Origin of the sequence: Acidiferrobacter sp. SPIII_3 (genome assembly GCF_003184265.1) — a bacterium.
Taxonomy (GTDB): domain Bacteria; phylum Pseudomonadota; class Gammaproteobacteria; order Acidiferrobacterales; family Acidiferrobacteraceae; genus Acidiferrobacter.
In genome coordinates this window covers 1,664,548-1,690,140 of sequence record NZ_CP027663.1, presented here as the reverse complement: position 1 = coordinate 1,690,140, position 25,593 = coordinate 1,664,548, and the positions used below count along the sequence as shown (strand labels likewise).

23 protein-coding genes and 1 pseudogene are annotated in these 25,593 nt (G+C 66.0%); 11 read left to right on the top strand and 13 right to left on the bottom strand.

Features of this window, described 5'->3' with window-relative positions; all coding sequences use genetic code 11:
* Positions 1-34: 34 nt before the first annotated feature.
* Complete coding sequence (egtD, locus tag C4901_RS08430; protein ID WP_110136952.1) at positions 35-1,063, bottom strand: L-histidine N(alpha)-methyltransferase; 1,029 nt, start codon at positions 1,061-1,063, stop codon at positions 35-37.
* Between the two features lie 464 nt (positions 1,064-1,527).
* On the opposite strand from egtD, the gene C4901_RS08425 reads away from it, so the two are divergent.
* The 3 genes from C4901_RS08425 to nadC are packed head-to-tail and all read left to right on the top strand — an operon-like array spanning position 1,528 to position 4,284.
* Positions 1,528-2,301, top strand: a complete 774-nt coding sequence (locus C4901_RS08425; RefSeq protein ID WP_110138581.1) for a class II glutamine amidotransferase — start codon at positions 1,528-1,530, stop codon at positions 2,299-2,301.
* Between the two features lie 4 nt (positions 2,302-2,305).
* Complete coding sequence (locus C4901_RS08420; RefSeq protein ID WP_110136951.1) at positions 2,306-3,472, top strand: SUMF1/EgtB/PvdO family nonheme iron enzyme; 1,167 nt, start codon at positions 2,306-2,308, stop codon at positions 3,470-3,472.
* Positions 3,445-4,284, top strand: coding sequence for a carboxylating nicotinate-nucleotide diphosphorylase (nadC, locus tag C4901_RS08415; protein WP_110136950.1), 840 nt, complete (start codon positions 3,445-3,447; stop codon positions 4,282-4,284). Before C4901_RS08420 ends, nadC begins: the two co-directional genes overlap by 28 nt.
* 12 nt (positions 4,285-4,296) lie before the next feature.
* On the opposite strand, the gene C4901_RS08410 is transcribed toward nadC, so the two are convergent.
* From C4901_RS08410 to C4901_RS08400, 3 genes are read right to left on the bottom strand one after another with little or no spacing between them, the layout of a single operon-like run.
* On the bottom strand, positions 4,297-4,860 hold the full coding sequence (locus tag C4901_RS08410) for a type 1 glutamine amidotransferase domain-containing protein (RefSeq protein WP_110136949.1): 564 nt from the start codon (positions 4,858-4,860) through the stop codon (positions 4,297-4,299).
* A gap of 39 nt (positions 4,861-4,899) precedes the next feature.
* Positions 4,900-5,619 carry a peptidoglycan editing factor PgeF gene (gene pgeF, locus C4901_RS08405; RefSeq protein WP_110136948.1) on the bottom strand — a complete coding sequence of 240 codons (720 nt, stop codon included), beginning with the start codon at positions 5,617-5,619 and terminating at the stop codon, positions 4,900-4,902.
* Entirely contained in the window at positions 5,616-6,548 is a 933-nt protein-coding gene (locus C4901_RS08400; protein WP_205736275.1) for an RluA family pseudouridine synthase, read from the bottom strand. The genes pgeF and C4901_RS08400 overlap by 4 nt, the downstream gene beginning before the upstream one ends.
* A 44-nt stretch (positions 6,549-6,592) precedes the next feature.
* Between C4901_RS08400 and C4901_RS08395 the strand changes: the two genes are divergently transcribed.
* Positions 6,593-7,378: an outer membrane protein assembly factor BamD gene (locus C4901_RS08395; RefSeq protein WP_110136947.1), complete on the top strand. Its 786-nt coding sequence runs from the start codon at positions 6,593-6,595 to the stop codon at positions 7,376-7,378.
* Here the strand turns inward: C4901_RS08395 and C4901_RS08390 are convergent.
* The 3 genes and pseudogenes from C4901_RS08390 to sucC all read right to left on the bottom strand — a co-directional run bounded on the left by C4901_RS08390 (position 7,357) and on the right by sucC (position 11,100).
* Complete coding sequence (locus tag C4901_RS08390) at positions 7,357-8,970, bottom strand: NAD+ synthase (RefSeq protein WP_110136946.1); 1,614 nt, start codon at positions 8,968-8,970, stop codon at positions 7,357-7,359. The genes C4901_RS08395 and C4901_RS08390 overlap by 22 nt on opposite strands.
* Positions 8,970-9,955: pseudogene (locus tag C4901_RS19315) on the bottom strand (succinate--CoA ligase subunit alpha). Before C4901_RS19315 ends, C4901_RS08390 begins: the two are co-directional and overlap by 1 nt.
* The gene (sucC, locus tag C4901_RS08375; protein ID WP_110138578.1) at positions 9,952-11,100 is read right to left on the bottom strand and encodes an ADP-forming succinate--CoA ligase subunit beta; all 1,149 of its coding nucleotides are present in this window, start codon (positions 11,098-11,100) and stop codon (positions 9,952-9,954) included. Before sucC ends, C4901_RS19315 begins: the two are co-directional and overlap by 4 nt.
* A gap of 112 nt (positions 11,101-11,212) precedes the next feature.
* Here sucC and C4901_RS08370 point away from each other — a divergent pair, with 112 nt between their 5' ends.
* The 6 genes from C4901_RS08370 to infA all read left to right on the top strand — a co-directional run bounded on the left by C4901_RS08370 (position 11,213) and on the right by infA (position 16,565).
* The gene (locus C4901_RS08370; protein ID WP_110136944.1) at positions 11,213-12,082 is read left to right on the top strand and encodes an efflux RND transporter periplasmic adaptor subunit; all 870 of its coding nucleotides are present in this window, start codon (positions 11,213-11,215) and stop codon (positions 12,080-12,082) included.
* 139 nt (positions 12,083-12,221) lie between these two features.
* Positions 12,222-13,631, top strand: coding sequence for a TolC family protein (locus C4901_RS08365; protein ID WP_110136943.1), 1,410 nt, complete (start codon positions 12,222-12,224; stop codon positions 13,629-13,631).
* Complete coding sequence (locus C4901_RS08360) at positions 13,628-14,776, top strand: GNAT family N-acetyltransferase (protein ID WP_110136942.1); 1,149 nt, start codon at positions 13,628-13,630, stop codon at positions 14,774-14,776. The genes C4901_RS08365 and C4901_RS08360 overlap by 4 nt, the downstream gene beginning before the upstream one ends.
* A 28-nt stretch (positions 14,777-14,804) precedes the next feature.
* Entirely contained in the window at positions 14,805-15,497 is a 693-nt protein-coding gene (gene aat / locus C4901_RS08355; protein ID WP_110136941.1) for a leucyl/phenylalanyl-tRNA--protein transferase, read from the top strand.
* Between the two features lie 5 nt (positions 15,498-15,502).
* A complete protein-coding gene (locus C4901_RS08350) occupies positions 15,503-16,210 on the top strand; it encodes an arginyltransferase (RefSeq protein WP_110138577.1) in 708 nt (235 codons plus the stop codon).
* 136 nt (positions 16,211-16,346) lie between these two features.
* Positions 16,347-16,565, top strand: a complete 219-nt coding sequence (gene infA, locus C4901_RS08345; protein ID WP_065970641.1) for a translation initiation factor IF-1 — start codon at positions 16,347-16,349, stop codon at positions 16,563-16,565.
* Positions 16,566-16,578: 13 nt separating this feature from the next.
* Here the strand turns inward: infA and C4901_RS08340 are convergent, their stop codons facing one another.
* From C4901_RS08340 to clpS, 3 genes are read right to left on the bottom strand one after another with little or no spacing between them, the layout of a single operon-like run.
* The gene (locus tag C4901_RS08340) at positions 16,579-16,908 is read right to left on the bottom strand and encodes a hypothetical protein (protein WP_205736273.1); all 330 of its coding nucleotides are present in this window, start codon (positions 16,906-16,908) and stop codon (positions 16,579-16,581) included.
* A 25-nt stretch (positions 16,909-16,933) separates the two neighbouring features.
* Positions 16,934-19,195 (bottom strand): ATP-dependent Clp protease ATP-binding subunit ClpA, encoded by a 2,262-nt coding sequence (gene clpA, locus C4901_RS08335; protein ID WP_110138575.1) that lies wholly within the window; start codon positions 19,193-19,195, stop codon positions 16,934-16,936.
* A 37-nt stretch (positions 19,196-19,232) separates the two neighbouring features.
* Positions 19,233-19,550: an ATP-dependent Clp protease adapter ClpS gene (gene clpS / locus C4901_RS08330; RefSeq protein ID WP_110136940.1), complete on the bottom strand. Its 318-nt coding sequence runs from the start codon at positions 19,548-19,550 to the stop codon at positions 19,233-19,235.
* Positions 19,551-19,800: 250 nt separating this feature from the next.
* Between clpS and C4901_RS08325 the strand changes: the two genes are divergently transcribed.
* Positions 19,801-20,004 carry a cold-shock protein gene (locus C4901_RS08325; RefSeq protein ID WP_065970644.1) on the top strand — a complete coding sequence of 68 codons (204 nt, stop codon included), beginning with the start codon at positions 19,801-19,803 and terminating at the stop codon, positions 20,002-20,004.
* A 53-nt stretch (positions 20,005-20,057) separates the two neighbouring features.
* On the opposite strand, the gene C4901_RS08320 is transcribed toward C4901_RS08325, so the two are convergent.
* The 3 genes from C4901_RS08320 to C4901_RS08310 are packed head-to-tail and all read right to left on the bottom strand — an operon-like array spanning position 20,058 to position 25,581.
* A complete protein-coding gene (locus C4901_RS08320; protein ID WP_110136939.1) occupies positions 20,058-23,108 on the bottom strand; it encodes an efflux RND transporter permease subunit in 3,051 nt (1,016 codons plus the stop codon).
* Positions 23,105-24,184 carry an efflux RND transporter periplasmic adaptor subunit gene (locus C4901_RS08315; protein ID WP_110136938.1) on the bottom strand — a complete coding sequence of 360 codons (1,080 nt, stop codon included), beginning with the start codon at positions 24,182-24,184 and terminating at the stop codon, positions 23,105-23,107. Before C4901_RS08315 ends, C4901_RS08320 begins: the two co-directional genes overlap by 4 nt.
* Positions 24,154-25,581 carry a TolC family protein gene (locus C4901_RS08310; RefSeq protein ID WP_145960669.1) on the bottom strand — a complete coding sequence of 476 codons (1,428 nt, stop codon included), beginning with the start codon at positions 25,579-25,581 and terminating at the stop codon, positions 24,154-24,156. Before C4901_RS08310 ends, C4901_RS08315 begins: the two co-directional genes overlap by 31 nt.
* Positions 25,582-25,593 lie beyond the last annotated feature (12 nt).

Sequence of the window (25,593 nt, the reverse complement as noted above, 5' to 3'; positions counted from 1 at the left end):
ATACCCCATCGGCGCTCGCCGCGCCGGCCCTCGCTCAAACCGGCGCCGCGAGCACCAGTGAGAAATAGCCGTTGTCCGACTCCTCGTGGCGACACCAGCCAAAACCGGCGGCCTCCAGCAGCGCCCTCATGCCCGCGGGCGTGAATTTGCGGCTGATCTCCGTCAGTATGGTCTCGTCGCGCGCAAAGGACGCCACAAGACCGATGCGCGCAAGCGTGACAGCATGCGCACGGCGCGCTTTGAGATGCATCTCGATCTGCCCCTCGTCCTCATTGAAGAACGCGACATGCATGAATTGGCGCTCGTCGAAATCCGCGCCCAGCCGCGTATTCAAGACCCTGAGAAGATTCATGTTAAATTGCGCGGTGTAGCCGCGAGCGTCGTTATAGGCGGCATCGAGGATATGCTTGTCCTTGATGCGATCAAAGCCGAGCAGGAGATAGTCTTCGACATGCATGGTGGCGCGCAGTGCGCTGAGAAACGATAGGGCTTCATCGTGGCTCAGGTTGCCTATGGTGCCCCCGAGGAACAGGAACAGGCGCGGTCCCCTGGAATGCGGCAGCGCCGGGAGATCGACGGCGTAGTCGCCCACCAAGAGCTCCATTTCCAGCCACGAATAGCGGCGTTTGAGACGCGCGGCGGCCGCGCGCAAGGCCTCGTCGCAGACATCGAACGGCTGGTAGCGGACACAGCGCCCGGCACGTTCGCAGGCCACGAAGAAATGATTGGTCTTGACTGACGATCCGCTGCCGATCTCCACTAGTGTTCCCGGCGCCACCTGGTCGAGTATTCCGCATGCGTGGCGTTCGAGCAGCGCCGATTCGGTGCGCGTCGGATAATATTCGGGGGTCGCGCAAATGTGCTCGAACAGCAAAGACCCGCGGGCGTCGTAAAAATACTTGGCGGGAAGTCGCTTGGGGGTGCGCGATAGTCCCCAGCGCGCGTCCTTGTCGAGTCCCGACGCGCGCACCGACCCGGGCAGGTGCACGAGCGGAACGCCCGTCACCGGGCGCACGCCCCGGCCGACATCGAAATCCTTGAGCGACTGCATGTCCTGTTCCATGGCGCCTCCTTGTGATCCCCCGTAATGGTCCTTGCCACCGATGATCCCCCCCGCTCCAATCCCATCGTCGCGGCCTCTTGCGCCGGCCGACCGATCGGCGCCCGCCGCCTCAACGCCCGATCCGCCCGTGCCCGTGCACGGCCGACTCAGCCGCCCCTCAAAGGCCGCGAGCCCCGATTCGTATCTGCCGGCGCACCTGCCTTAGGACCTCTCGGGCCTGCGGCCGCATGGCCACCCGGCCAGGCGCGGGCGCACCGGGGACGATGTCCTCGCGACTGTCGACCACCCCACGCCGGGACGGTTCAGGTGTCGCGCTGGCGTCATACCAGACGACGGGTAAGGGCGTCGTTTGTGATGGCGTCGGTCCGGGTGTGGCGACGCCGGCCTCGCTGGTAATCCCGCCCGCGGCCGTGGCGTGGTCATGGGCGGGGCAACGCCGGGCTTTTTTGCTAGAATCCCTCATCATGTGTCGTCTGGCCGCCTATCTTGGACCTCCCCTGTCACTGGCGCGTTTCCTGCTTGCGCCCGCCCATGGCCTGGTCCAGCAGTCGTACGCCCCGCGCGAGATGCGCGAGGCGCGAGTCAATGCCGACGGTTACGGTGTCGGCTGGCGCGCCCGTGACGGGTCTTTGACGCGTCTTACTTATGGCATGCCGATATGGGCCGACCACAACCTGCCGGCCCTCGCCCCACATATCGTCGCACCCGTATGGGTGGCCAACGTACGCAGCGCCACCGCCGGGTTCGCCAATCATCCCGCCAATACGCAGCCCTATCTGGCGGATGGCTTGCTGTTTTTGCATAACGGCTATCTGGCCGATTTCCCGGCGGTCCGCGCGCGCCTGCGCCGCGCGCTGTCCCCGGAGATCGAGTGCTCGATCGAAGGGACGACCGATTCCGAATACGTGTTCGCGTTGCTCCGCCAGGTCCTGGCTACGGCCGACTTCGACATCCCCGAGGCCCTGCGAGAGACCGCGCGCCGCTTGTTCGACGAATTCGGCGTCGCAAGCGGCCTCCTGAACATCGTGGTCACGGACGGCGAGCGGCTCCATGCCCTCCGCCATGCCCAGGCGGCCCCGCCACCGACCCTCTACTTTACGATCGACGACGAAGAATATCCGAACGCCACCCTCGTCGCCTCGGAACCGCTGACGGAAGGGGCGTATTGGCAAGCGGTCCCCGAGCATCATATCCTCACTGTCGACGGCGATAAACCCGCCCAGCTCATATCACTGTAGACTTATGGATGCCTCGCTCTACGCCAATCTTCAGGAGACACGCGCCAGCGCCCGGTCGCTGGTACGATCGCTGCCGCCCGCCGAGCGACGATGCATGCACCACAGGGACCTGAGCCCGCTGCTGTGGCATCTTGGGCACCTTCTGTATATGGAGCAGCAATGGATCGGAGAGCGGCTCGCCGGCCTTAGGCACGACGCCGCGCGTGCGTGGCTGTTTCGACCCGACGGCCTGCGCAAATCCGAACGCGGCGCGTGCATGCCGGATCTGGACGAACTCGCCCGCGAATGGACGGACTGGGAGGGACGATGCGTCGAGTTGCTGAGCGTGGCCGAGTCCGCCCACCCGGGTCATCCATTATTGGCTGGCGACTTCATATTGCACTTCCTGATCCAGCATCACGGCCAGCACCTGGAGACCATGCATCAGGCGCTCACGGCGCGCGCGTTGGCCGTGGATACCGGCGACTTCATCCCGTCGCGTCCGCTCGTGGCGGAAGCGCCGTCCGCGGACTACCGCACCTGGCCCGGGGGCTCGTGCGAGATCGGCGACAACGGCCCCCACCGTTACGACAATGAGCGCCCGCGTCACATCCTGTCGGTGCCGGCATTCGCGATCGCCGAACACCCGGTCTCCAATGCCGCCTACCTGGGGTTCATGGAGGCCGGGGGCTACCACGACGACCGTTATTGGACGTGCGAGGGGCGACGCTGGCGCGAGTCGGCCGGCGCCAAGGCGCCCTGGCACTGGCGATGCAAGCGCCATGGATCCTGGTATGGCGTGGACCATTCGGGAGCCTTTGAATTGAGCGCCGCGGCGCCAGTGGCGGGGCTGTCGGCCTACGAGGCGCGCGCATTCGCGCGTTATGCCCGTGCCCGCCTGCCGCATGAGGTGGAATGGGAACTCGGCGCTCGCATGGGCTTCTTGCAAGACGCGGGTCAGGTTTGGGAGTGGTGCGATAATCGCTTCTATCCTTATCCAGGATTTCGCGCGTTCCCGTACCGCGGCTATTCCATGCCGTGGTTCGACGGCGCGCACACGAGCCTGCGTGGTGCCAGCATCATGAGTGACACGTCGATAAAACGACCTTCGTTCCGCAATTTTCATACCGCCGACAAGCGCCACATCTCAGCCGGGATCCGCCTATGCCGTCCGCCGTGCCCTCTGCATTGATCACCGCCCAGGTCCGCGGCGCCCTGGATGAGGACGTGGGGGGCGGAGACCTGACCGCGTTGCTGGTGCCGGAGGGTCCGGCGCATGCCGTGCTGAGCACGCGCGAAGACGGGGTGCTTTGCGGGTGCGCGTGGTTCGACGAGGTGTTTGCGCAACTTGATCCGGACGCGCGCATAAGCTGGCGGGCGCGGGACGGGGAGCGGATAGCGGCGGGCATGGTGCTGTGCGAACTCGATGGCCGGGCACGGGCGTTGTTGACCGGCGAGCGCACGGCGATCAATTTCCTCCAGACCCTGTCGGGGACCGCCACGCTGGCGCGTCGCTACGCCGATGCCATCGCCCACACCCGCGCACAGATCCTCGATACCCGAAAGACCCTGCCCGGACTCAGACTCGCCCAGAAGTACGCGGTCCGTTGCGGGGGTTGCATGAATCATCGTATCGGCCTCTACGACGGGGTGCTCATCAAGGAAAACCACATCGCCGCAGCCGGCTCCATAGCCCAGGCCATTGCCCACGCAGCCAATATCGCCGCCGGGCGCATGGTGGAGATCGAGGTCGAGACGCTCGCTGAACTCGAAGAGGCGCTGGCTGCCGGCGCCCCCCGCATCCTGCTCGACAATTTTGCCCTGGAGGACCTCGAGGCGGCCGTGCAATACAATGCCGGGCGCGCCCTGCTCGAGGCCTCCGGCGGTATCACCCTGGCCAACGTCGGACGCTATGCCGAGACCGGGGTCGACTTCCTGTCGATCGGCGAGATCACAAAGTCACTGCGCGCACTCGATCTCTCGCTACGCTTTTCCCTGCTTTAGGCCCCCAGCTCTTCAGGTATGCGCGCCCGCCGACTGCGAGAGCGCCTTTTCGATCTGAGCATTGAACATCGGGATGTCTTCCGGCTTGCGGCTCGTGATGAACCGGCCGTCGACCACCACCGGCTTGTCGCTCCATTGGCTGCCGGCATTCTTGAGGTCGGTCTCAAGGCTCGGCCAGCTCGTGATATGGCGCCCCGAGGCCAGTCCGGCATTGATCAATAGCCATGGGCCGTGGCAGATCGCCGCCAGCGTGCGGCCCGTCTTCGCGAAGTGGCTCACGAACTCGACCGCCTTGCGGCTCAAGCGCAGCTGGTCGGGATTGGCCACCCCGCCTGGCAACACCAGCGCGTCATAATCCTCGGGATGGGCGTCTTCCACCGCCTTTTCGACGGTAAACTGCGAACCGGGGGTCAGATGGTTGAAGCCCTGGATCTTCTCGCCGCGCTTTTTCGGGGAGATGAGCTCTACGGATGCCCCGCGCTCCTCAAGGAACGCGCGCGGCTTCTCGTACTCGACCTGTTCGACTCCATCGGTCACAAGCATGGCTATGCGTTTGCCCTGCAGGCTCTTGGCCATCGCGTCGTCTCCTGGAAATCATTGTCGGAGGCCTTAGTATCAGGCGATCCAGGCGACGGTCGCCATCCGTCCGCAGACCGGGGTTTGGCGATAAGAGTAGAGATCGGGGTCACGGAAGGTATTGAATCCCCCGCCGTGGATCGCCCTGACTCCAAGCGACTTCAGTTGCAGGCGTGCCAGCGCGTAGAGATCGGCGCGATAGCGATCCCCGTCGGTGGCCGTGAACGCGGCGTGCGCGCCCGCGCCGAAGGCATGGCGCACCTCGCCTCCGACCTCATAGTCGCCGGCACCTATGGCGGGCCCAAGCCACGCCACGAGTTGCGCCGGCGGCACCGGCAGCGCCATGACGCCGGCCTCGAGGATGCCGGCGCTAAGCCCCCGCCATCCGGCATGCAGCACCGCCACGCAGCGTGCATCCTGGGCGGCGAGCACCACCGGCAGACAGTCGGCGGTGAGCACCGCGCACACGACGCCGCGACGCGTGCTGAAGCTGCCGTCGGCCTCGGGCGGCGCCGCCCGGGGCTTGCCGGCATCCACCACCGTGCGGCCATGGACCTGATGCAGCCACAGAGGTTGCGCGCTGAACCCGCACGCATGCGCCAGGATCGCGCGATTGACCGCCACGTCTGGCGCGTGATCGCCGACGTGCGCGGCCAGATTCAACGAGGCGAAGGCACCCTGGCTCACGCCCCCCGCACGACAGGTGGTGAAGGCGCGCACGCCGAGCACGGGCCAGGCGGCCGGCAGTACGCGGATCACGACGGACTCCCGTGGCGCAGCATGGTCACGATATTCGCGAGATCGTCCGGACGCGGGGCCTCGAAGACCAGCGACTCACCGGTGCGCGGATGGCGCACCGAAAGGCGGCGCGCGTGCAGCGCCTGACGGTCCAGGAGGTGACGCGTGCGCCCCCCGCCATAGGTCTCGTCGCCCACGAGCGGGAATCCGAGGTATGCCATATGGACACGGATCTGATGCGTACGCCCGGAATGAAGCCGTACGCGCAGCAGGCTGTAGGCGCCGAGGCGCTCCAGCACCATGAAATCCGAACGCGCCGGGCGCCCATCGCGGCGCACGCTCATGCGCGTCCGGTGGCGCACGTCGCGTCCTATCGGCGCGTCCACGAATCCCGTCGCCGGTGGCGCGCCGATCACGAGCGCCTCGTATTCGCGTCCCATCTCGCGGGTCTTCAGTTGCCCGATGAGTGCAAGCCGCGCGGCCTCGGTGCGCGCCACCACGAGCAGGCCGGAGGTGTCCTTGTCGAGGCGATGCACGATCCCCGAGCGCGCAAGCGGCGCCAAGTCCGGCGCGTGATGCAAGAGCGCGTTTTGCAAGGTACCCCGGGCGCAGCCGGCCCCGGGATGCACGATGAGCCCCGCGGGTTTGTCGATCACGATCAGGGTGTCGTCCTCGAACACGATCGCAAGCGGGATGTCCTCGGCCAGGACATCCGCGGGCGCCGGCGGCGGCAGATCGAAGGCCACGCATTCGCCGGCGTGCACCGGCGCCGCCGCACTCACCGGCCGCGCGCCTATGGTGATACGCCCGTCACGCAGCCAACCCTGGAGCGTGGTGCGCGAGTACTGCGGCAGCCGTCGCGCCAGCGCGCGATCCAGCCTCAAGCCCTCCTCGGCCGGCGATATCTCCAGGCAAAACCTGAACTCGTCTGTCAAACCCTTTTCGCTCACGTCAAATCCGGTTAAGCTTGCACCGGCATATCAGAGAGGTAGCCATGCGTCGTCCCCTGTCCCGCCTTTGTCTTGTAGTTGCCCTTGCGAGCCTTGCCGCCTGCGGCCGTGACCATCACAAGGTCCGTCATTGGCCGGCCCAACGGTTCTATGCGCACGCGGTGAGCGCCCTCAAGGCCGGCAATTACCATCATGCGGTGACTCTGCTCGAGGAGCTCGAGGGCAGCTATCCCTATGGCCGCTATGCCGCCCAAGCCGAGATCGTCGTCGCTTATGCCTACTACAAATCCGGCGAATCCGACGCCGCGATAGCCGCCATCAAGCGCTTCATACGCCTCCATCCGACCGACCCGCGCGTCGCCTATGCGTATTATCTCGAAGGGCTCGTCAATTTCAACAAAAACAAAAGCATCATAGAGCGCACATTTGGCGTCAACCAGCTCCGTGGCCGCGACAGCACGGCCTTGCGCGCGGCGCTGCGCGCGTTTGAGACGGTGATCACGAAGTACCCGCACAGCGTCTATGCCACTGATTCCGCGGAACGCGCCAATTATCTGATCGACATGCTGGCGCGCAACGATATCTCGGTGGCGCGTTACTATTATATCCACGGGGCCTATGTTGCAACCGCCGACCGCTGCAAGCGCGTGATCGAGCATTATCCGCGCACGCCGGCGGTCGCCGATGCCCTCGGGCTTATGGCCATGGCCTACCAGCGAATGGGGATGGTGCACTTAAGCCGCGACACGGCGCGCATCCTCGCGCGGAACTTCCCGGCGAGCCCCTACGTCAAGCGCCTGCGCCACGCTCACGTGCTCGGTGGCTCGTAAGACACGGTCACCGGATAGCGCCAGTCCCGGCCGAAGGCGCGTTGTGTCACGCGTGTGCCGAGGGGCGCCTGTTTACGCTTGTGTTCCGCGGCGCGCACAAGCCGCAGGACCTCGGCAACCAGCGGCCGGTCGAATCCGCAGGCAATCAGTTGTTCGGCGTCCCAGTCCTGCTCGATATAGCGGGCGAGCACGGCATCGAGCATGTCATAGGGCGGCAGGCTGTCGCTGTCCTTCTGGTCGCAACGCAGCTCGGCGCTTGGGGCGCGCGTAAGGACCCGTTCCGGGATGACCTGACCCAGACCGTTGCGGTAACGGGCGAGCGCATAGACATCGGTCTTGAAGACGTCCTTGAGCGGCGCGTAGCCGCCGGCCATGTCGCCATAGAGGGTGGTATACCCGACCGCGAGTTCGCTTTTATTGCTGGTCACGACCACCAGCCCGCGATGGGCGTTGGCGATGGTCATGAGCAAGGTCCCGCGAATCCGCGCCTGCAGGTTCTCGGCCGCCAGCGCCTGCCCGGGCCCGTCCCACAGATCGCAAAGCGTGGCCGCGAGGGCCTCGTAGGCGGTATCGATCGGCACCACCGCAAGATCGAGACCGAGCGCTGCCGCCTCGCTGCGCGCATCCTCGATGCTCATCGCCTGGGTGTAGCGCGACGGCATCATCACCGCATGAAGCGCCACATGCGGGAGGGCATCGCGGCACAAGGCGAGCGCCACCGCCGAGTCGATGCCCCCGGACAGGCCCAATACCACGGTCTCGAAGCCGTTGCGCTCGACATAATCGGCCAAGCCGAGCTTCAACGCCTCATAGAGCGCGTGTTCGCCGTTCGGCCATGCCGCCTTCGGTCCGGGAAGCACGGTCCCGGCCGGATCAAAGCGCGCGATGACGAGGTCCTCGGTGAACGCCGCGGCGCGCACCACGGCCTCGCCTCGGCCATCCATCACAAACGACATACCGTCGAATACGAGCTCATCCTGGCCGCCCACCATGTTCACATAAGCAAGCGTCGCGCCACTTTCCCGGGCGCGTGCCGCGGCCACATCCAGACGCAGACGGTCCTTGTCGCGATGGTAGGGTGAGGCATTGACGTTGATCACGATCGCCGCGCCGCCGCCCACCGCGCGCGCCACGGGCCCTGGTTCCCACAAGTCCTCGCAGATGGTGACGCCGATGGCATTCCCCGCCACGGTGCGCACAAGCGGCGCGTCACCGGCGGCGAAGTAGCGGCGTTCATCGAATACCCCGTAGTTGGGCAGGACCTGTTTCCGATAAAGATCGGCGATCACGCCATCATGTGCCCAGGCCACGGCATTATACAATCGCCCGCCCTCGGCCCATGGGAGACCGACCAGCATATCGATGTCCGGACATTGCGTGGCGAGCCCCTCTGCCGCCACCCGCGCGCGGCGCACGAAGTCGGCGCGTAACAGCAGGTCCTCGGGCGGGTAGCCGGTGACCGCGAGCTCGGGAAAGGCGATCACATCGGCGCCCTGCTCGTGGGCGGTGCGCGCGAACGCGGCCATGCGCCGGGCGTTGCCGGCGATATCGCCGACTACGCAGCGCATCTGACAGAGCGCCACCGTCACCATCAGCGCGCGAGCCTCATGGCCATGGCGCGCCCCATGCGCGCCGGGGAATCGACGACCGTGACCCCGGCCTGCGCCAGGGCGGTCTTTTTGCCGGATGCGGTGCCCAAATGGCCGGCTATGACCGCCCCGGCATGACCCATGCGCCGTCCGGGAGGCGCGGTGGTGCCGGCGATATAGGCCACGACGGGTTTCGTGACCTGCGCGCGGATATGGTCGGCCGCCTGCTCCTCCTCCACCCCCCCGATCTCACCCACGAGCAGGATCGCCTTGGTGGCGGCGTCCGCCTCGAAGAGTTGCAGGGCATCGATAAAACCCAGGCCATGCACCGGGTCACCCCCGATGCCTATGCAGGTGGTCTGCCCGAGGCCTTCAGCGGTGGTCTGCGCCACCGCCTCATAGGTGAGCGTGCCGGAACGCGATACGATGCCGACGATGCCGGGACTGTGGATGGCCCCGGGCATGATGCCGATCTTGCATTCATCCGGAGTGATGATCCCGGGACAATTGGGTCCTATGAGGCGGGTGGTGGCCGGCAACAGCGCCTTGACGCGCAGCATGTCGGCCACCGGGATGCCCTCGGTGATGCAGACCACGAGCCTGATGCCGTGATCCCGGGACAATTGGGTCCTATGAGGCGGGTGGTGGCCGGCAACAGCGCCTTGACGCGCAGCATGTCGGCCACCGGGATGCCCTCGGTGATGCAGACCACGAGCCTGATGCCGGCGGCCGCCGCCTCGAGGATGGCGTCCGCGGCCATCGGCGCCGGCACATAGATCACCGAGGCGTCCGGCCGGACCGCGGCCGCCGCCTCGGCCACGGTATCGAACACCGGCCGGTCGAGATGGTGCGTGCCGCCCTTCCCAGGGGTCACGCCGCCTACGATATCGGTCCCATAGTCGAGCGCCTGTTGGCAATGGAAGGTCCCCTGCTTGCCCGTGAATCCCTGGCAGAGCACGCGCGTGCCCTTGTGCACGAGCACGCTCATGACGCTTGCGCCCGCCGCACGGCGAGCGTGGCCGCCTGCTCCAGGCTTTGCGTGACATCGCCCAGCAATCCGCCGTCAGCCAACGCCTGTCGCCCCTCGGCCTCGCGGGTGCCGACGAGACGCACCACGATCGGTAACGGTCGACCGAACCCGGAGGCCGCCAACAACAACCCTTCGGCTATGAGATCACAGCGCACGATACCTCCGAAGATGTTTACAAGCACGACCTTCACGCGCGCGTCGCGCGCGAGCAAGGTCAGGGCCTCGGCGACCTTGTGGGCGGTGGTACCACCGCCCACATCGAGAAAATTCGCCGGACGCCCGCCAGCCTGGGCGATCAGGTCCATGGTCGCCATCGCCAGTCCCGCGCCGTTGACGAGGCAGCCGATGTCGCCATCGAGGGCGATGTACTGGAGCCCTCGCGCGCGTGCCTCTTCGTCCTTGGCGTCACCCTGGCGCGCATCGCGCAGGGCCTCAAGGGCCGGCTGCCGGAACAAGGCGTTGTCATCGATCTCGATCTTGGCATCACCGGCCACGAAGCTGCCGTCTTCACGCAACATCAGCGGGTTGATCTCGATGAGCATCGCGTCGAGCCTCCCGGCAAGTGCCACGAGCGCCGCCACGACATCGCCGAAGGCCGCCACCGCCCGTCCCGAGAGCCCAATGGCCCGCCCTAGCGCGCGCCCCTGATAGGGCGAGAAGCCGCGCACCGTGTCGATCACATGCGCCACTGGTTTGGCGCCCTCCTCGACCCCCATGCCCCCCTCCTGGCCCGCGAGCAGTACACGCGCGCCGGCGCTGCGATCGACTACGCACGCCAGATAGAGTTCGGCCGCTGCCGCCACCGGGGTCTCTATCAGCAGGCTATCGACCGGCAGACCGTCGGCGGTGGTCTGCGGTGTGGCCAATCGTGTGCCGAGGAGTCCCTGCGCGTAGGCGGCCACCTCATCGGCCGCCAGTACGCGCACGCCGCCGGCCTTGCCGCGCGCCCCGGCGTGGATCTGGGCCTTCACCACGCAGCGCGCCACCGCGAGCTTCCGTAGCGCCGCGTCGATCTCCCTCTCTTGCGTCACCACCACCCCCGGCGGCGTGGCGATGCCATGGGCCGCCAACAAGGCCTTAGCCTGATATTCATGCAGACGCACCACACCCTCCCAGACCACTAGCGAGACTGTGATTATGCCACAGAGTGGCCGCGCATCTTGCGATCGCTAAAGACCGCCGCTACCATGGCCGCACACCCCATGAGGATGCCCCGTGTCCGCCTATCGAAGCCGCGCCGCCCTGATTGCCCTCGGCGCGCTTCTCGCGGCCTGCGCGCGCCATTCGACCCCGACGTCGGGCGCCGCGCCGCAGGTCACGGTCGGGCGGGCCTTCACGACGCGCTTGGCCGTGGTACGCACCGCGGTCGGAGATGTCGAGCCCGGGGCAAGTCCGGTAATCACCGCCCCCGTGGGTGGACGCCTGACGGGCATCAGCGTCCAATCCGGGTCGGTCGTGGTGGCCGGCGAGATCCTCGCACGGCTGCGCCCGTCGGATCCGGCGGGCGCGCCGCGCCCGGCCTTGGTCATCCGCGCCCCGGTCAACGCCCGGGTGGCGCGGGTATTCGCCCAAGACGGCCGGCGCCTGCATCCCGGGCAACGGCTGTTTGGTCTCGCCGGGGCCTCGATTCGTACCGCGCGCGCGCCGTTCCCGGCGGTCTTGCACCCGCCGCTTAGGATCGGTCAACGCGTGCTGCTGCATAGCCCGCTGGCACCGCGCTCTCCGGTGACCGGCACCATCGCCCGACTGACACCGGCAAAGCGCAATGCCCTCTATGCCTGGATCACGCTGCCGCCACGCCCCGGGTTTACCGTCGGCAGCCCCTTGCGCGTCGATGTCATGGCCGGTAGCGCGCAGCGGCTGCTGGTCCCGCCGGGCGCCGTCTTTCTGCGCCGTGTCGGGACCGTGGTATTCGTGGTGCGCGGCCGGCATGTCTATGAGCAGCGCGTGCGCGCGGCCCGGGTCGTGAGCCAGGGTGTGGTCGTACGTTCCGGTCTGCGCCCGGGAACCGAGGTCGTTACTCACGCGCAGGCGCGCTTGACAAACGGCATGCGCGTACGCATCGCGCGTCATCTCGCCCCCTGATAGGGACTAGGCTCGCGACAGGCCGCACGCTGGGTTTCGTCTCACGATTCCAGCCCCACGGGGCCGCGTCTTTATGCGGGAAGTGCTATCCTAGGGCCCTTTGGCCGGGCCACGAATCACGGGAGGTCTCCTAAGGAACATGATGAGAAAGTGTTTATCCCTCGCGCTCGTTCCGGCCTTGCTCGCCTGCGCCAGCACCCCGGCCTTGGCGGCCAACTTGAAGGACATCTTCCAGGCGGCGCGCCTTCATGACATGGGCTATCGGCAGGCCGGGGCCTCGTACCGGGAGGCGCGCACCATGGGCCCGGAGGCCCGCTCGGCGTTCCTGCCGCACATCACGGCGCAGGCCAACACGAGCTACAACGACCTCACGAGCAAGATTCTGGGCGGGGCATCCGGGGGGTTTGTCTTCCCGAGCGGCCACTTCACCTTCAATTCCCACGGCTACGGCGTCTCCGTGACCGAGACCTTACTTGACATCCGCGCGCTCTATGCATGGCGCGCGGCGGGCGCCACCATGCACGCCGCGCGCCAGCACTACGCGCTCGCCCAAAGCAACCTCGTCCTCACGGTGGCCGCGCAATACTTTGGATTTCTGCTGGCGCAAGACGACCTGCACCTGCGCCGCGCCGAGGAGCGCGCGCTACGCGCCGAATACCAGAGCGCGCTCCGCAGCTTTCGTCTCGGGCGCGCGCCCATCACCGATGCCAACGAGGCACGTGCCCGCTACGAGGCAGTCCATGCCGCCGTGCTTGCGGCGCGCAACGCCGTGCGCCTGGCGCGTGCGCGCATCGAACGCACGACCGGCCGGCCGGCCCATCACCTGTGGCCGCTCAACCTTCATCACCCCCTTCCGCGTCCGCGCGCAGGCGTCTTGACCACAGATGAGGCCCAGGCGCTGCGGGACAATCTGGTCTTGCAGGCCGCGCGCACCGAGGCGCATGCGGCCTCCGAGAACGCGCATGCGGTGTCCGCCGGACGCTACCCGACCATCACCGCCGAGGCCGGTTACAGCTACAGCCGCGCCGGTAATGGCGAGTTCGGATTCGGCACGGTGCTGCGCGACAAGACCATCGGGCTTGATCTCACTTTGCCCATCTACCAGGGCGGTGAATTGTCGGCCGAGAGCGCGCGCGCCAGTGCCGCCGCCTTTAAGGCGCATGTGGCCGCCCTGCGCATCGAACGCCGCGTCCAATTCGATGTCCGCCAGGCCTTTCTCAACGTGCGCAATGGTTACCATGAGATTGCGGCGCTGGCGGCGGCCAAGAAGGCCGCGCGCGTGGCGCTCGCCTCCGAGCGTCTCGGCATGCGTGTCGGCGTGCGCAACAACGTCGACGTGCTGCGCGCCGAACAGGCCTACTACCGTTCGCGGCGTGACTTCGCGCGCGCCACCTATGATTATCTGCTCGGCCGCCTGGAGCTGAAGGCCGCGGTGAGTCACCTGACCGCAGGTGACATCGGGCGGCTCAATGCCCTTCTTCAGCCGCCGGGCGCCGTGGGCGCGCCGAGCAACGGGCGTCGCCCGCCGAGGCGTCCGCTACGGCCATGATAGACTCCGAGGCCATCAGCTGCCGATTCCTGCGCAGCGTGGCGGAGGTGCCGCAAGACATGTGGAACGCCCTATCGGGACACCAGCCGTTTTTGCGCCACGAATTTCTGAAGGCCCTGGAGGACAGCGGTTCGGTGGGCGCGGGGTGCGGCTGGTATCCGGAACCCCTGGTCATCTATCGTGGCGCCGCGCTTGCCGCGCTTGTCCCGGTCTACCGCAAGACCCACTCCTATGGTGAATACGTCTTTGACTGGGCGTGGGCGCGCGCCTATGAAATGGCCGGGCTTCACTACTACCCGAAGCTCGTGGCCGCCGTGCCCTACACCCCGGTGACCGGTCCGCGCGTGCTATGCGGTGCCGAACGATGTGACACCGACATCGTCCACGCGGCCGCGCGCGCCTTGCGTGCGCATGCCGCCGCCACCGGGGCCTCATCGGTCCACTGGCTGTTCACGGATGCCGCCTGCCGCGAGACGCTCGAGGCTGCCGGCTTCTCGCAACGCACGGGCTTTCAGTTCCACTGGCACAACGACGGCTGGTCGTCTTTTGGCGATTACCTGGCGGCGTTGTCCGCGCCCAAGCGCAAGAATATCCGTCGCGAACGCCGCCAGGTGGCGGAGGCCGGCGTCCGCTATGTCATCCACGAAGGACCGGTGCGGCACGAGGCCCTGTGGGACGTCTTTTACGACCTCTACCGCACCACCATCGCCAAATATGGGGCGATCGCCTATCTCACCCGCGATTTCTTCTCGCGCATCGGCGCATCGGTCCCGGGCGTGGTCCTGGTGCTCGGCTACGTCGACACGGCGCCGGTGGCCGGCGCGCTCTTTTTTCGTGACGAGACCACCTTGTATGGCCGCTATTGGGGGGGCCTCACCCCCATCCCCGGCCTCCATTTCGAGACCTGCTACTATCAGGCGATCGATTACTGCCTGGCACACGGCCTACAGCGCTTCGAGGCCGGGGCCCAGGGGGCGCATAAGCTGAGCCGCGGGTTTCTGCCGACCCCCACCTATTCCATGCACTGGCTTGACCATCCGCAATTCCAACGCGCCGTCGATGACTTCCTGGCGCGCGAGAATGCCGGCCTTGAAATGACCCTGAACGAATTAAACGAGCACACGCCTTTTCGCAGACCGTCATGATACCCCATGCCCCACGGGTGCGGCCGCGATGATCGCCTGGCTTTCACCCGACTCCCTAGCCTTTCCAGCAGTCGATCAGGCGCCCTCGGATGCGCCGCTTGCGGTGGGCGGCGATCTGTCGGCCGAGCGGCTGTTGCGCGCCTACGCGACCGGGATCTTTCCATGGTACAACGAGCCACCCATATTGTGGTGGTCGCCGGACCCGCGCATGGCGCTGGCACCGGCGGACCTGCGCATCAACCGCAGTCTCGCCAAGGCCATGCGCAGGCACGACTACGCCATCCGTTTCGATACCGCCTTTCCCGTGGTCATCCGGGCGTGCGCCTCTCCCCGGGCTCGACAGCCCGGGACCTGGATCAGTGCCGAGATGATCACGGCCTACGAGAACCTGTTTCATCGCGGCCACGCCCACAGCGTGGAGGCCTGGCAGGACGGTGTATTGGTCGGCGGGCTCTATGGTGTGGCGCTCGGGGGTGCGTTTTTCGGGGAATCCATGTTCAGTATTGCAAGCTACGCCTCGAAGATCGCGTTCGTGGGCCTCATCGCGCGCCTCGCCACCGCCGGGTTTACTCTCATAGACTGCCAGGTGCCGTCCGAGCACATGGCGTCGCTCGGGGCGCGGCTCATGCCGCGTCGGGTCTTTCTTCATGAGCTGCGCCGGGCGGTGGGGCTGCCAATCGCCGCCGGTCGCTGGCCGACCGCCCTGGGGGGCACATCGTGACCGCCATCAAGGGGGCGCCGCACCTGTTTTTGTCGACCACCCATGCCTGCAGCTATCTGCCCGATCAGACGGCGAGCACACTGTTCATCGATCCGCGCTATCCGGTGACCCCCGAACTGCTCGGAGACTTCAATCGCCGCGGATTTCGCCGCAGCGGGGACCTCATCTATCGTCCCCACTGTCAGGGCTGTCAGGCCTGCGTGCCGGTGCGTATTCCGGTCGAGGCCTTCGTCCCCAGCCGCGCCCAGCGACGCACCGCGGCGCGCAACGACGATGTCGTGGTGAGCGTGCGGCCGGCGGGCTTCGACGCCGAGCATTTCGCGCTGTTTCTGCGTTATCAGGACGCCCGCCACCCCGGCGGGGCCATGGCCAATCCCGATCCGGCGACCTATTTACGCTTCCTCGTAAGCCGCCACAGTAGCACGGCCTTCCATGAGTTTCGCATCGACGGGGTGCTTGCCGGTGTCGCCGTGATCGACACGTTGCCCGACGGTCTGTCGGCGGTCTACACCTTTTACGATCCGTCGCTGGGCCGGCGTGGACTCGGTACCTACGCCATTGTCTGGCAGATCGCCGAGACGCAGCGCCGTGGCCTGCCGTTCCTGTATCTCGGGTACTGGGTCAAAGACAGCGAGAAGATGGCCTACAAGGCCGGGTTCCGGCCGCTCGAGGCCTACCGTAACGGTCGCTGGTCGCCGTTTGATCTGCGCTGACGCGCCGTCTTTTTTGCCACCCGCCGTCGCGCACCATGCGCAACGCGCATCGCTCCCGGCGGGTCTCAGTCCAAAATGACTTTACGCGATCCCGGGCTTCGGGCATCATAAGCGCCTTCTTCGGGAGCGAGAGAGAGTGTCTAAGGAAGAACATATCGAAATGGAGGGTACCATCGTCGACACCCTCCCAAATACCTTATTCCGCGTCAAGCTCGACAACGGTCACGTCGTCACCGCCCATATCTCCGGCAAGATGCGCAAGAACTATATCCGCATCCTCACCGGCGACAAGGTGACCGTCCAACTCACCCCTTACGACCTCACCAAGGGCCGCATCGTCTTTCGCGCCCGCTAAGGTCCCATCGGCCTCAAGACGTCTTGGGACCGACGAGCAGGGCCTCCGGCACGTGAAATTTCAAGCAGCATGCGATGTCGAGGATGACGCCGGGGCGCGCGCGCACACTCACCCACAAAAGGTTGAGCCGCAGGTTCATGTCCGCGAACACCACCTCGGGAAAGCCTTTTAGCACGCCGTCGACGCGCCCCATGACCTCGCGGCATTCAGGACCAGGGCGCTCCCTCAGTCCCGGGATCAGCATCATGAAATCGCTCAAGAGATGGCCGGACTCATCGTGCGTCGGCACCCGCTCGTAGAGCGGGCACGACGGCAGCAGGCCCTGCAGGCGCGATCGCGGCAAGCGCCCGCTGGTCCTGACGACGAGTCTACTCCTGTACGTCCACCGGCTTTTCGGCATAATCGAAGATGAGGCCGTCGTTTTCCTCCCGCACGCTCACGGCACCGCCGTTGGCGAGCCGCCCGAATAGAAGTTCGTTGGCCAGCGGTTTTTTGATCCGCTCCTGTATGATCCGCGCCATCGGCCGCGCCCCCATGGCAACGTCGTAGCCATGACGCGCAAGCCAGGCGCGCGCCGAAGGTTCGACGTCGATGGTCACGCCCTTGTCTTCAAGCTGCCCCTCGAGCTCCACCACGAATTTGTCGACGACGTGGGCAATGGTCTCCGGGGACAGCGTCCCGAAGCTTATGATGGCATCGAGGCGGTTACGAAATTCCGGGGTAAAGGTCTGCTTGATCGCGACAAACTCTTCCCCGGACTTCTCCGGTGGCAAAAAGCCCATGCCCGAACGGCCCATCTGCTCGGCGCCGGCGTTGGTGGTCATGACGATGATCACGTGCCGGAAATCCGCCTTGCGGCCGTTGTTGTCGGTGAGCGTGCCGTGGTCCATGACCTGCAGCAGCAGGTTGAACACCCCCGAATGGGCCTTTTCGATCTCGTCTAGCAACAGCACACAATGCGGGTGCTTGTTGATGGCGTCGGTCAACAGCCCGCCCTGATCGAAGCCGACATAGCCCGGCGGCGCGCCGATGAGGCGTGATACCGTGTGCCGTTCCATGTATTCCGACATGTCAAAACGTACGAGCTGCAGCCCCAGGATATAGGCGAGCTGGCGCGTGACTTCGGTCTTCCCCACTCCGGTGGGACCCGAGAACAGATAAGACCCGATCGGCTTGTCGCCCTCGCGCAATCCCGAGCGCGCCATCTTGATGGATGCCGCCAGCGCCTCGACCGCGGCATCCTGGCCGAACACCACGAGCTTCAGGTCGCGCTCGAGATTGCGCAGCGCCTCGCGATCCGACGTCGAGACATGCTTTTGCGGGATGCGCGCAATGCGCGCCACGATCTCCTCGATCTCGGGCACGCCGATGGTCTTCTTGCGGCGGCTGGGTGCTGTCAGATGGACGCTGGCCCCGGCCTCGTCGATCACGTCGATGGCCTTGTCAGGCAGATGCCGGTCGCCTATGTAGCGGCTCGACAGTTCGACGGCCGTGCGCAGCGCCTGCTGTGTATAGCGCACACCATGATGCTGCTCGAAGCGCCCCTTCAGCCCGCGCAGGATCTGCACGGCCTCCTCCACCGAGGGCTCTGGCACATCGATCTTCTGGAACCGGCGCGAGAGCGCGCGATCCTTTTCGAAGATGCCGCGATACTCTTGATAGGTGGTCGATCCTATGCATTTGAGTTCGCCGGACGCCAGTGCGGGCTTCAACAGATTGGATGCGTCCATCGCCCCTCCCGAGGCCGCGCCCGCCCCGATGATGGTGTGGATCTCATCGATGAAGAGGATGGCGTTGTCCTGCTTCTTAAGGTGGGTTATGACCGCCTTCAATCGCTTCTCAAAATCTCCTCGGTATTTGGTGCCGGCGAGGAGCGCTCCCATGTCGAGCGCGTATATGGTGCTGTGCGCCAGCACTTCCGGCACATCGCCGTCCACGATCTTCTTGGCAAGACCTTCGGCGATCGCGGTCTTGCCGACCCCGGCCTCGCCCACATACAAGGGGTTGTTCTTGCGGCGCCGGCAGAGGATCTGTACCGTGCGGCTCATCTCCTGGTCACGCCCGATCAAGGGGTCGATCTTTCCGAGCCGCGCCTGTTCATTCAGGTTGACGGCAAACACATCGAGCGCCCCGCGTTCGGCGGTGGCGGTCCCCTCCTCCTGCTCCTCGGATGCCGACAGCTCGTGCCCCTCGCCCGGCACCTTGGAGATGCCATGCGAGATGTAGTTCACGACGTCGAAGCGGGTGATGTTCTGCTTTTGCAGGAAGTAGACCGCATGCGACTCCTTCTCGCTGAAAATCGCCACCAGCACGTTCGCGCCCGTGACCTCCTTTTTGCCCACCCCCTGGACGTGCAGCACGGCGCGTTGAATCACGCGCTGAAAGCCCAGGGTGGGCTGGGTCTCGACCTGACTACCGGGGGCGAGTGTCGGGATGTTCTCGCGCAGGAAGGCGGTCAGGCTGCGCCGCAACTCCTCGATATTCCCCCCGCAGGCGCGCAGGACGCGCGCCGCGCTCGGGTTGTCGAGGAGCGCGGCCAGGAGGTGCTCGACGGTGATGAACTCATGGCGCTTCTCGCGGGCCTCCTGGAAGGCCATGTTCAGGGAAAATTCGAGTTCCTGGGATAGCATGGGAAGGAACACCTCCAAATCACGTAAGTACCGACCCCTACTCGGGCTCCAGCGTACACTGCAAGGGATGCTGATTCTCGCCAGAGAAATTGGTCACTTGTCTTACTTTAGTCTCGGCGACTTCCCTTGTATATACGCCGCATACACCCACGCCGCGCTGATGCACGTGCAGCATGATGCGTGTCGCTTCCTCGCGGTTCTTGTTGAAGAACCGTTCGAGCACGAGGACCACGAAGTCCATCGGAGTATAGTCGTCATTCAGGATAATCACCTTGTAAAGGGGCGGTAAAGCGACCTTGGGCTTGGCCTCCTGGACATCCAGATCCGCCACATCCCCAGGGCGCCTATCCGCCATGACCGACCCGTCCTGCTTGCACTCAGACCTCCTTCCGCCATTACACCGCCATGACGCGATTTTCTGCCGATCGCGCGCACGCGTCCAGGGCTCGCCCACCCCCTTTCGTCGCCCATCTTGACTTGACAAAAGAAATAAGCATGAATAAGGACGGGCCCGCTCCATAGGCCTTTATTAGCATTACCTAAAATATGACCCGTTTTCAAGCACGGCATTGCGGGCGACACGCTATCAGTAGGGGGATCACGGCATGGCAACAGGTATTGTGAAGTGGTTCAATGCAAGCAAGGGATACGGCTTCATCTCACCGAGCGCGGGGGGTGACGACGTGTTTGCCCACTTCTCGGCTATTCAGATGGACGGCTACAAAACCCTGAAAGAGGGTCAGGAGGTCGAGTTCGAGGTCCAGCACGGTCCCAAAGGGCCACAGGCGTCCAACATTCGCGCGGTCTGACGCCGACGGGAAGGATCATAACACCTTGAAACCCGGCCTGGCCGGGTTTTTTGTCAGGATTCAGACGAGCGGTGGCGAATGCCCCACGACAGGAACAGCGGCAAGGCGACGAGCGCGAGCGGCAGCTGCACCAGAAGACCGGATATGATCGCAATGGCGAGCGGCTGCTGCATGGCCGAACCCTGCCCCCAGCCCGAGGCGAGCGGCAAGAGCGCCAGGATCGCGGCCAGCGTGGTCATCGCGATCGGCCGCAGCCGGTTCTTGCCGGCCGCGATCAGGCGCTCCACGATGTCCCCCTCGCCCACATCCTGATACTCGGAGTAGTAAAAGATCGCGACCTCGGTGACGATACCCACCACCATGGTCATGCCCATCATCGACGAGATGTTGAGTTCCGTCCCCGTCACCCACAGACCGACGAATACCGCCGATAGCGCCAGCAAGGTGGTGGCCATCAGCGCAAAGGTCACGAGAAAACGCTCGTACAGAAAGAGCAGCAGCAGAAACACGAGCGCCACGGCCGCGGCGAACACCGCCATGAGGCCGGCGAAGGCGATTTGCTGTTGCACATACACGCCGCCGAGCGTGGCATAGACCCCGGGGGGCAGAAAATTGCGCCGGGCCATGAGCCTTTTCACGTCATGCATCACCCCGCCAAGGCTGCGTCCGGCGATGCGCGCGGTGATCGGGATCATGCGCTTTAGGTTGTCGCGCGCGATCTCCGGCTGGCCGTTCAGGCGCCGCACCACGGCCACCGCGCGCAACGGGAACAGATGGCCGTTGGCGGCGCGCAGCCGCAGGTCGCGGATGGCGTGCAAGGACCGGCGCATCGGCCGCGGCACCCACACCCGCACACCGATCATGCGCACGCCGCGTTGCACATCGGTGGCCACCGTACCGTTCAGGTAGGCCGAAAGCTGGCGCGTGACGCTCTGCGGGTTCACGCCCTCCAGGGCCGCCTTGGCACGGTTGACGCGGATCTCCACGGCGTCGCCGGCATAGACGATACCGTCGCGCACGTTCACGATGCCGCGAATACGCCGGAGGCGCGCGGCGATCGCCGGGCCAAGCCGCCGCAAAAGCGGCCCGTTGCCGGAAAACACCTTGATCTCCACCGGTTGCGGGGCGCCCGTCAGATCCCCGATCAAATCCTGCATGGGCTGATCCATGCTGATCTTGAGGCCCGGCACGCGTGCGTGGATCGCGCGGCGCACGTGCGCCATGATCCGCCATACCGAGGGCCGCGGATAGGACTTCAGGAGCACGAAGAAGTCGCCTTCGTTGGTGCCGGTGATCCCGCCGCCGAGCTGCAGGCCGGTACGCAGGGAATAGGTTCGTATGTTGTGATCGGCGCGCAGGATCTTCTGGACCTTGTCGAGCAGGCGCGCGGTCTCGGTGAGCGAGGTGCCGGGCGCGGCACGGTAATTCAACACAAACCCGCCCTCATCCATCGACGGCATGAACCCCGAACCAGTGAGCGCAAAGCCCGTGACCCCGAGGCCCACGAGCGCGGCGATGACCAGCAAAAGCCGCCGCGGATCCCGGAACACGGCGCGCATGAGGCGCTCGTAGAGGGCGTGCGCCCGGCGCGTCCAGGGCCCATCCTCGCTCGCCTCAAGATCGCTTGCCTTCAGGAAATGATTGGCGAGGATCGGCACGGCGAGCCAGGCGACAAAAAATGAGATGACAAGACTCGCCGCCATGGTGAGCGACAGGGCCCGGAAAAAGGCCCCGGTGACGCCGGACAGGAAGGCAAGCGGCGTGAAGATGATGATGGTCGAGGCCGACGAACCCACGAGCGGACGCGTAAATTGGCGCACCGCGGTCATGACGCGCTCCGGGCGCGGTGTCTTGGCGCCCCGCTCATGGAGCCTGCGCATGATGTGCTCTAGCATGACGATGGTGTCGTCGATGATAAGACCCACCGACGCGGCCATGCCCCCCAGGGTCATGATGTTGAAGCTCATGTGGAGCACGAACAGCAAGAGCATGGTGGCCGCGAGCACGCTCGGCACGGTGATGAGCGCGATGAAGGTGATGCGCACATTGCGCAAAAACAACAGCAAGACGAGCGCCGCCAACAGCGCGCCGATCAATACCGCGTCGCGTACGCTGTGGGCGGCGGCCTGGATCAGCACCCCCTGATCGTACCACTTGCGCACATGCACGCCACGCGGAAGGCCCCTCTCGAAACGCCGCAACACCTTTTTCACGGTGCGCGTGATGGCCACGGTATTGCCGCCCGGCTGCTGGTAGATCTGCACGCTGACCGCCGGCTGCCCATCGGCCACCACCTGTGTCCATTGGGGCTTAAGGGCGCGCGCCACCGTCGCCACCTCGTCGAGTCGTACGATGCCATTGCCGCCCGAGCGCAGCACCGTGCGGCGGATGTCCCGCAGCCTGTGGAGCCGGGTGTTGGAGATCACGAGATAAAAGCGGTAGTTCTCCTGGAGGTGGCCTACGGTGCGCAGGACATTACTGTGCGCCAGGGCGCGCGCGACATCGCCGATGGTGAGCCCATATTCCGCAAGCCGCGCGGGGTTGACGGTGACACGGTACTCCTCGGTGCGCCCGCCGAGGACGCCCACGCGCGCCACGCCCGGGATCGCCGACAACAGCGGGCGCAACTGGTAACGCGCGATGTCACGCAACGTGACCTGCGACACGCGGCGCGAGGTGAAGGTATAGGCCAGCATGCGAAAGATCGTCGGTCGCATGCGCCGCACCTGAAAGGTGGTATCGGTGGGCAGACGGCGATTGATCTCGGCGAGCGCCGCCTGGACTTCCAGCGTGGCGGTCGTCATGTTCTCGCCCCAATGGAAGTTTATAAAAAAGTCGGCGCTGCCGCGGCTTGTAGTGGAGCGCACCCCGACCACCCCGGGGATGCCGCGCACCGCCTCCTCGACCGGATAGGTGACCTGAATGAGCATGCGCTTGGCGGGCCTGTCGCCGGCATTGGCATAGATCTCCACGCGCGGAAAGGCGACGTGCGGAAACAGCGCCACCGGTAGCCGCGTGCCTGAATACACCCCGCCCAGGACCAGCAACGCCATCAGAAATAACAAGGAACGCCTGTGGCGCTGGATCCAGCCGCTCAGGTTCATCGGGGCACGCGCACCGGCATCCCCGGCGTGAGTTCATAGTTGCCGCGCACCACCACCGGCATGCCCACGGCAAGGTGCCGGGCCACGACCTGGGCCACGCGCCCGTTGTGCGGGCCGAGCGCGACGCGGTGCGGCACGGCGCGGCCGTCGGCCACCGTATACAGCACGAAGTGATGTCCGGACGGCAACACCGCCGAGCGCGGCACCAGAAGCCCGGCCGCCGAGACCGCTGTGAACCGGCCCTCGACATACTCGCCCAACAGATAGGAGTTGGCGCGCGGCAGGGTCACGAATACGTTGATCATGTGGGTCGCGGGGTCCATGACCCGCGAGATCACCGACACCAGGCCGTGGATATGCTGAGATCCGATTCCTTCGAAGGACGACAGGCGCACGCGTTCGCCCACGCGTATGCTCGGTACATCCTCGGGCTCCACCCCCAGGCGCACCTCCAGCCGATTGCCGGCGATCAGGTTGATGAGCGCCTGCCCGGGATTCATCGTCGAGCCCTCTTCGACGGCGATATGGCTCACCACGCCCGTGACCGGGGCCGGAACGGTCATGTGCTGACGCAAACCCTCGGCATGAAACACGCGCAGCGACAGCCGCGCGGCGTCGAAGGCCCGCTCGGCGCGCAAAAGGCCGCTGCGCGTGGCAAGCTTCAAGCGCAGGCGCATGCGTTCCTCGCGCAATGCCAGGCGCGCCAGACGAAAGCTGTTCTCGGCGCGCAAGAGCGCGAGCCGCGCGGTGGGGCCCGGGGTCACGGCCAGCAGCGTCGCGCCCTTGCCGACACTCTGACCGCGGTTTACGAACACCCGCGTGACCGAGACCTCGAAGGGCTCCACGAGCGTATGCACAGCCCACGGGGCGGGCACGACACGCCCGTAGGCCACGAGGCGCGTGATGACCGGACCGCGACGTATGGGGGTGACGCGTACGGTCGCGGTCGGCGGTCGCAAGGCGCGGCGGGGACGCGCGGACGGCTGCATCAATGACCACGCGACGCCCACGGCCGCCGCCACGATCACAAGCCCGAGCGCGCGTCTTACAAGCGGCCGGCGCAGGTCTTTGGCCATTCAAATCTCCCGCTCGCGGCCTCGACGGCGACCGCCAACTGAGCGCGCAACGCGCGGTCTTGCAACAAGACCAGGCGCTGCTTCACGAGCTGTTCAAGGAGCTGATAATAGGTGAGCGCCGCGATCCGGTGTTTGGCGAGCGCCACGTGATAGAGCCTCTCAAGATGATCGAGGGCACGGACCGCCGATTGCGTGCTGCGCATCTCGCGCCGCAGATAACGCATGCGCATGATCAACCGGTGGATAGCGGCGCGTGCCGCGAACAGATGCGCCGCGTAGGCACGAAACAGCGCCCGGCGCGTGGCGCGCGCCTGGGCGATGGCCCCCTGATTGTGATTGAAGATCGGCAGCGCCACGGCGATACCGGCCCCGAGGGTATTGATATCGCTCGTATCGCGGGCGCGATCGACGCCTATGGTGATGGCCGGGAACTGCCCGGCAATGGCCGCGCGCAGCGCCGCGTCCTCACTGGCATAGCCCTTGCGCAAGGCTAGAAGGTCGAGCCTCCGGCGGGCCAGGCCTTGCAACCAGGGCGCACTCCGCAGGCAATCGCGTCCCGGGCCGGTGTGCGCCTCATGGCGCACGAGCCGCAGCGGCGCCTGCGCCCCCACCCCGAGCAGCGCGCGCAGCTTGAGTGCAAGGCCTGCCAGGTGTTGGCGCACCTTGAGGGACACGACCTCGGTCTGGCGCAAGGCCAGACGCGCGGCGCCGGCCACGCCCAAAGTGACATAGCCCGCGGCCTCGCCGTCGGCGAGGATCGCGACGCTATGGCGCAGCGCGCGGATCTCGCGCGCGAGCAGGCGTCGCTCGGCATGGCCCATGATCAGGGCGTAGGCGAGCGCCTTGGCGCGCGCCGCCACCTGCCATTCCTGCCAGGCAATGGCGAGATTCACGGCCTGCGCGTTAAGGCGTGCACCCTTGAGGCGTGGCGCGCGCGTCACAAGCGACCGGATGGGAAGACCAAGTCCCGCGCGAAACGCCCGGGTGAGACCGGCCCCGGAGAGCGGCACACCGATGCCATAGGAAAAGACCGGATTCGGCAAAAGCCCGGCGGTGAGCACCTGGGCGCGCGCCACCGCCTCCTGGGCGCGTAGCGCGCGCAGCGCCGGGTCACCCACCACCGCCACGACCGCCGCCAGATCCGGGGTGAGGCGCTGGCCCTTGTGCACGATAAGCGGCGGCAGGGACGGCAGTAACAAATGCGCGCGCCGCACCCATAAGGTGGTCGCCGGGCGCACGGCCAGCGCGGCGTTGACGGCCTCGGGCGTAAGCGGCCGCGCGCGATAATGCGCACAGCCGGCAAGCGTCAGCCACAAGAGGCCCATACACCACGCGACCACGCCTCCCGCCCCGCCCAAAAGATTCCTGCGTACTCGTTGTGCGTCTACCGCTGCCACCCGTCCCTCATC

Excerpts from the sequence above, each read along its gene's own strand:
- C4901_RS08325 (WP_065970644.1), top strand. The coding sequence starts at position 19,801 with ATGGCAACAGGTATTGTGAAGTGGTTCAATGCAAGCAAGGGATACGGC.
- clpA (WP_110138575.1), bottom strand. The coding sequence starts at position 19,195 with ATGCTATCCCAGGAACTCGAATTTTCCCTGAACATGGCCTTCCAGGAG.
- nadC (WP_110136950.1), top strand. The coding sequence starts at position 3,445 with ATGCCGTCCGCCGTGCCCTCTGCATTGATCACCGCCCAGGTCCGCGGC.
- C4901_RS08315 (WP_110136938.1), bottom strand. The coding sequence starts at position 24,184 with ATGGCCAAAGACCTGCGCCGGCCGCTTGTAAGACGCGCGCTCGGGCTT.
- C4901_RS08395 (WP_110136947.1), top strand. The coding sequence starts at position 6,593 with ATGCGTCGTCCCCTGTCCCGCCTTTGTCTTGTAGTTGCCCTTGCGAGC.
- clpS (WP_110136940.1), bottom strand. The coding sequence starts at position 19,550 with ATGGCGGATAGGCGCCCTGGGGATGTGGCGGATCTGGATGTCCAGGAG.
- C4901_RS08420 (WP_110136951.1), top strand. The coding sequence starts at position 2,306 with ATGGATGCCTCGCTCTACGCCAATCTTCAGGAGACACGCGCCAGCGCC.
- C4901_RS08390 (WP_110136946.1), bottom strand. The coding sequence starts at position 8,970 with ATGGTGACGGTGGCGCTCTGTCAGATGCGCTGCGTAGTCGGCGATATC.
- C4901_RS08410 (WP_110136949.1), bottom strand. The coding sequence starts at position 4,860 with ATGGCCAAGAGCCTGCAGGGCAAACGCATAGCCATGCTTGTGACCGAT.
- C4901_RS08425 (WP_110138581.1), top strand. The coding sequence starts at position 1,528 with ATGTGTCGTCTGGCCGCCTATCTTGGACCTCCCCTGTCACTGGCGCGT.
- C4901_RS08320 (WP_110136939.1), bottom strand. The coding sequence starts at position 23,108 with ATGAACCTGAGCGGCTGGATCCAGCGCCACAGGCGTTCCTTGTTATTT.
- C4901_RS08365 (WP_110136943.1), top strand. The coding sequence starts at position 12,222 with ATGATGAGAAAGTGTTTATCCCTCGCGCTCGTTCCGGCCTTGCTCGCC.
- egtD (WP_110136952.1), bottom strand. The coding sequence starts at position 1,063 with ATGGAACAGGACATGCAGTCGCTCAAGGATTTCGATGTCGGCCGGGGC.
- C4901_RS08360 (WP_110136942.1), top strand. The coding sequence starts at position 13,628 with ATGATAGACTCCGAGGCCATCAGCTGCCGATTCCTGCGCAGCGTGGCG.
- aat (WP_110136941.1), top strand. The coding sequence starts at position 14,805 with ATGATCGCCTGGCTTTCACCCGACTCCCTAGCCTTTCCAGCAGTCGAT.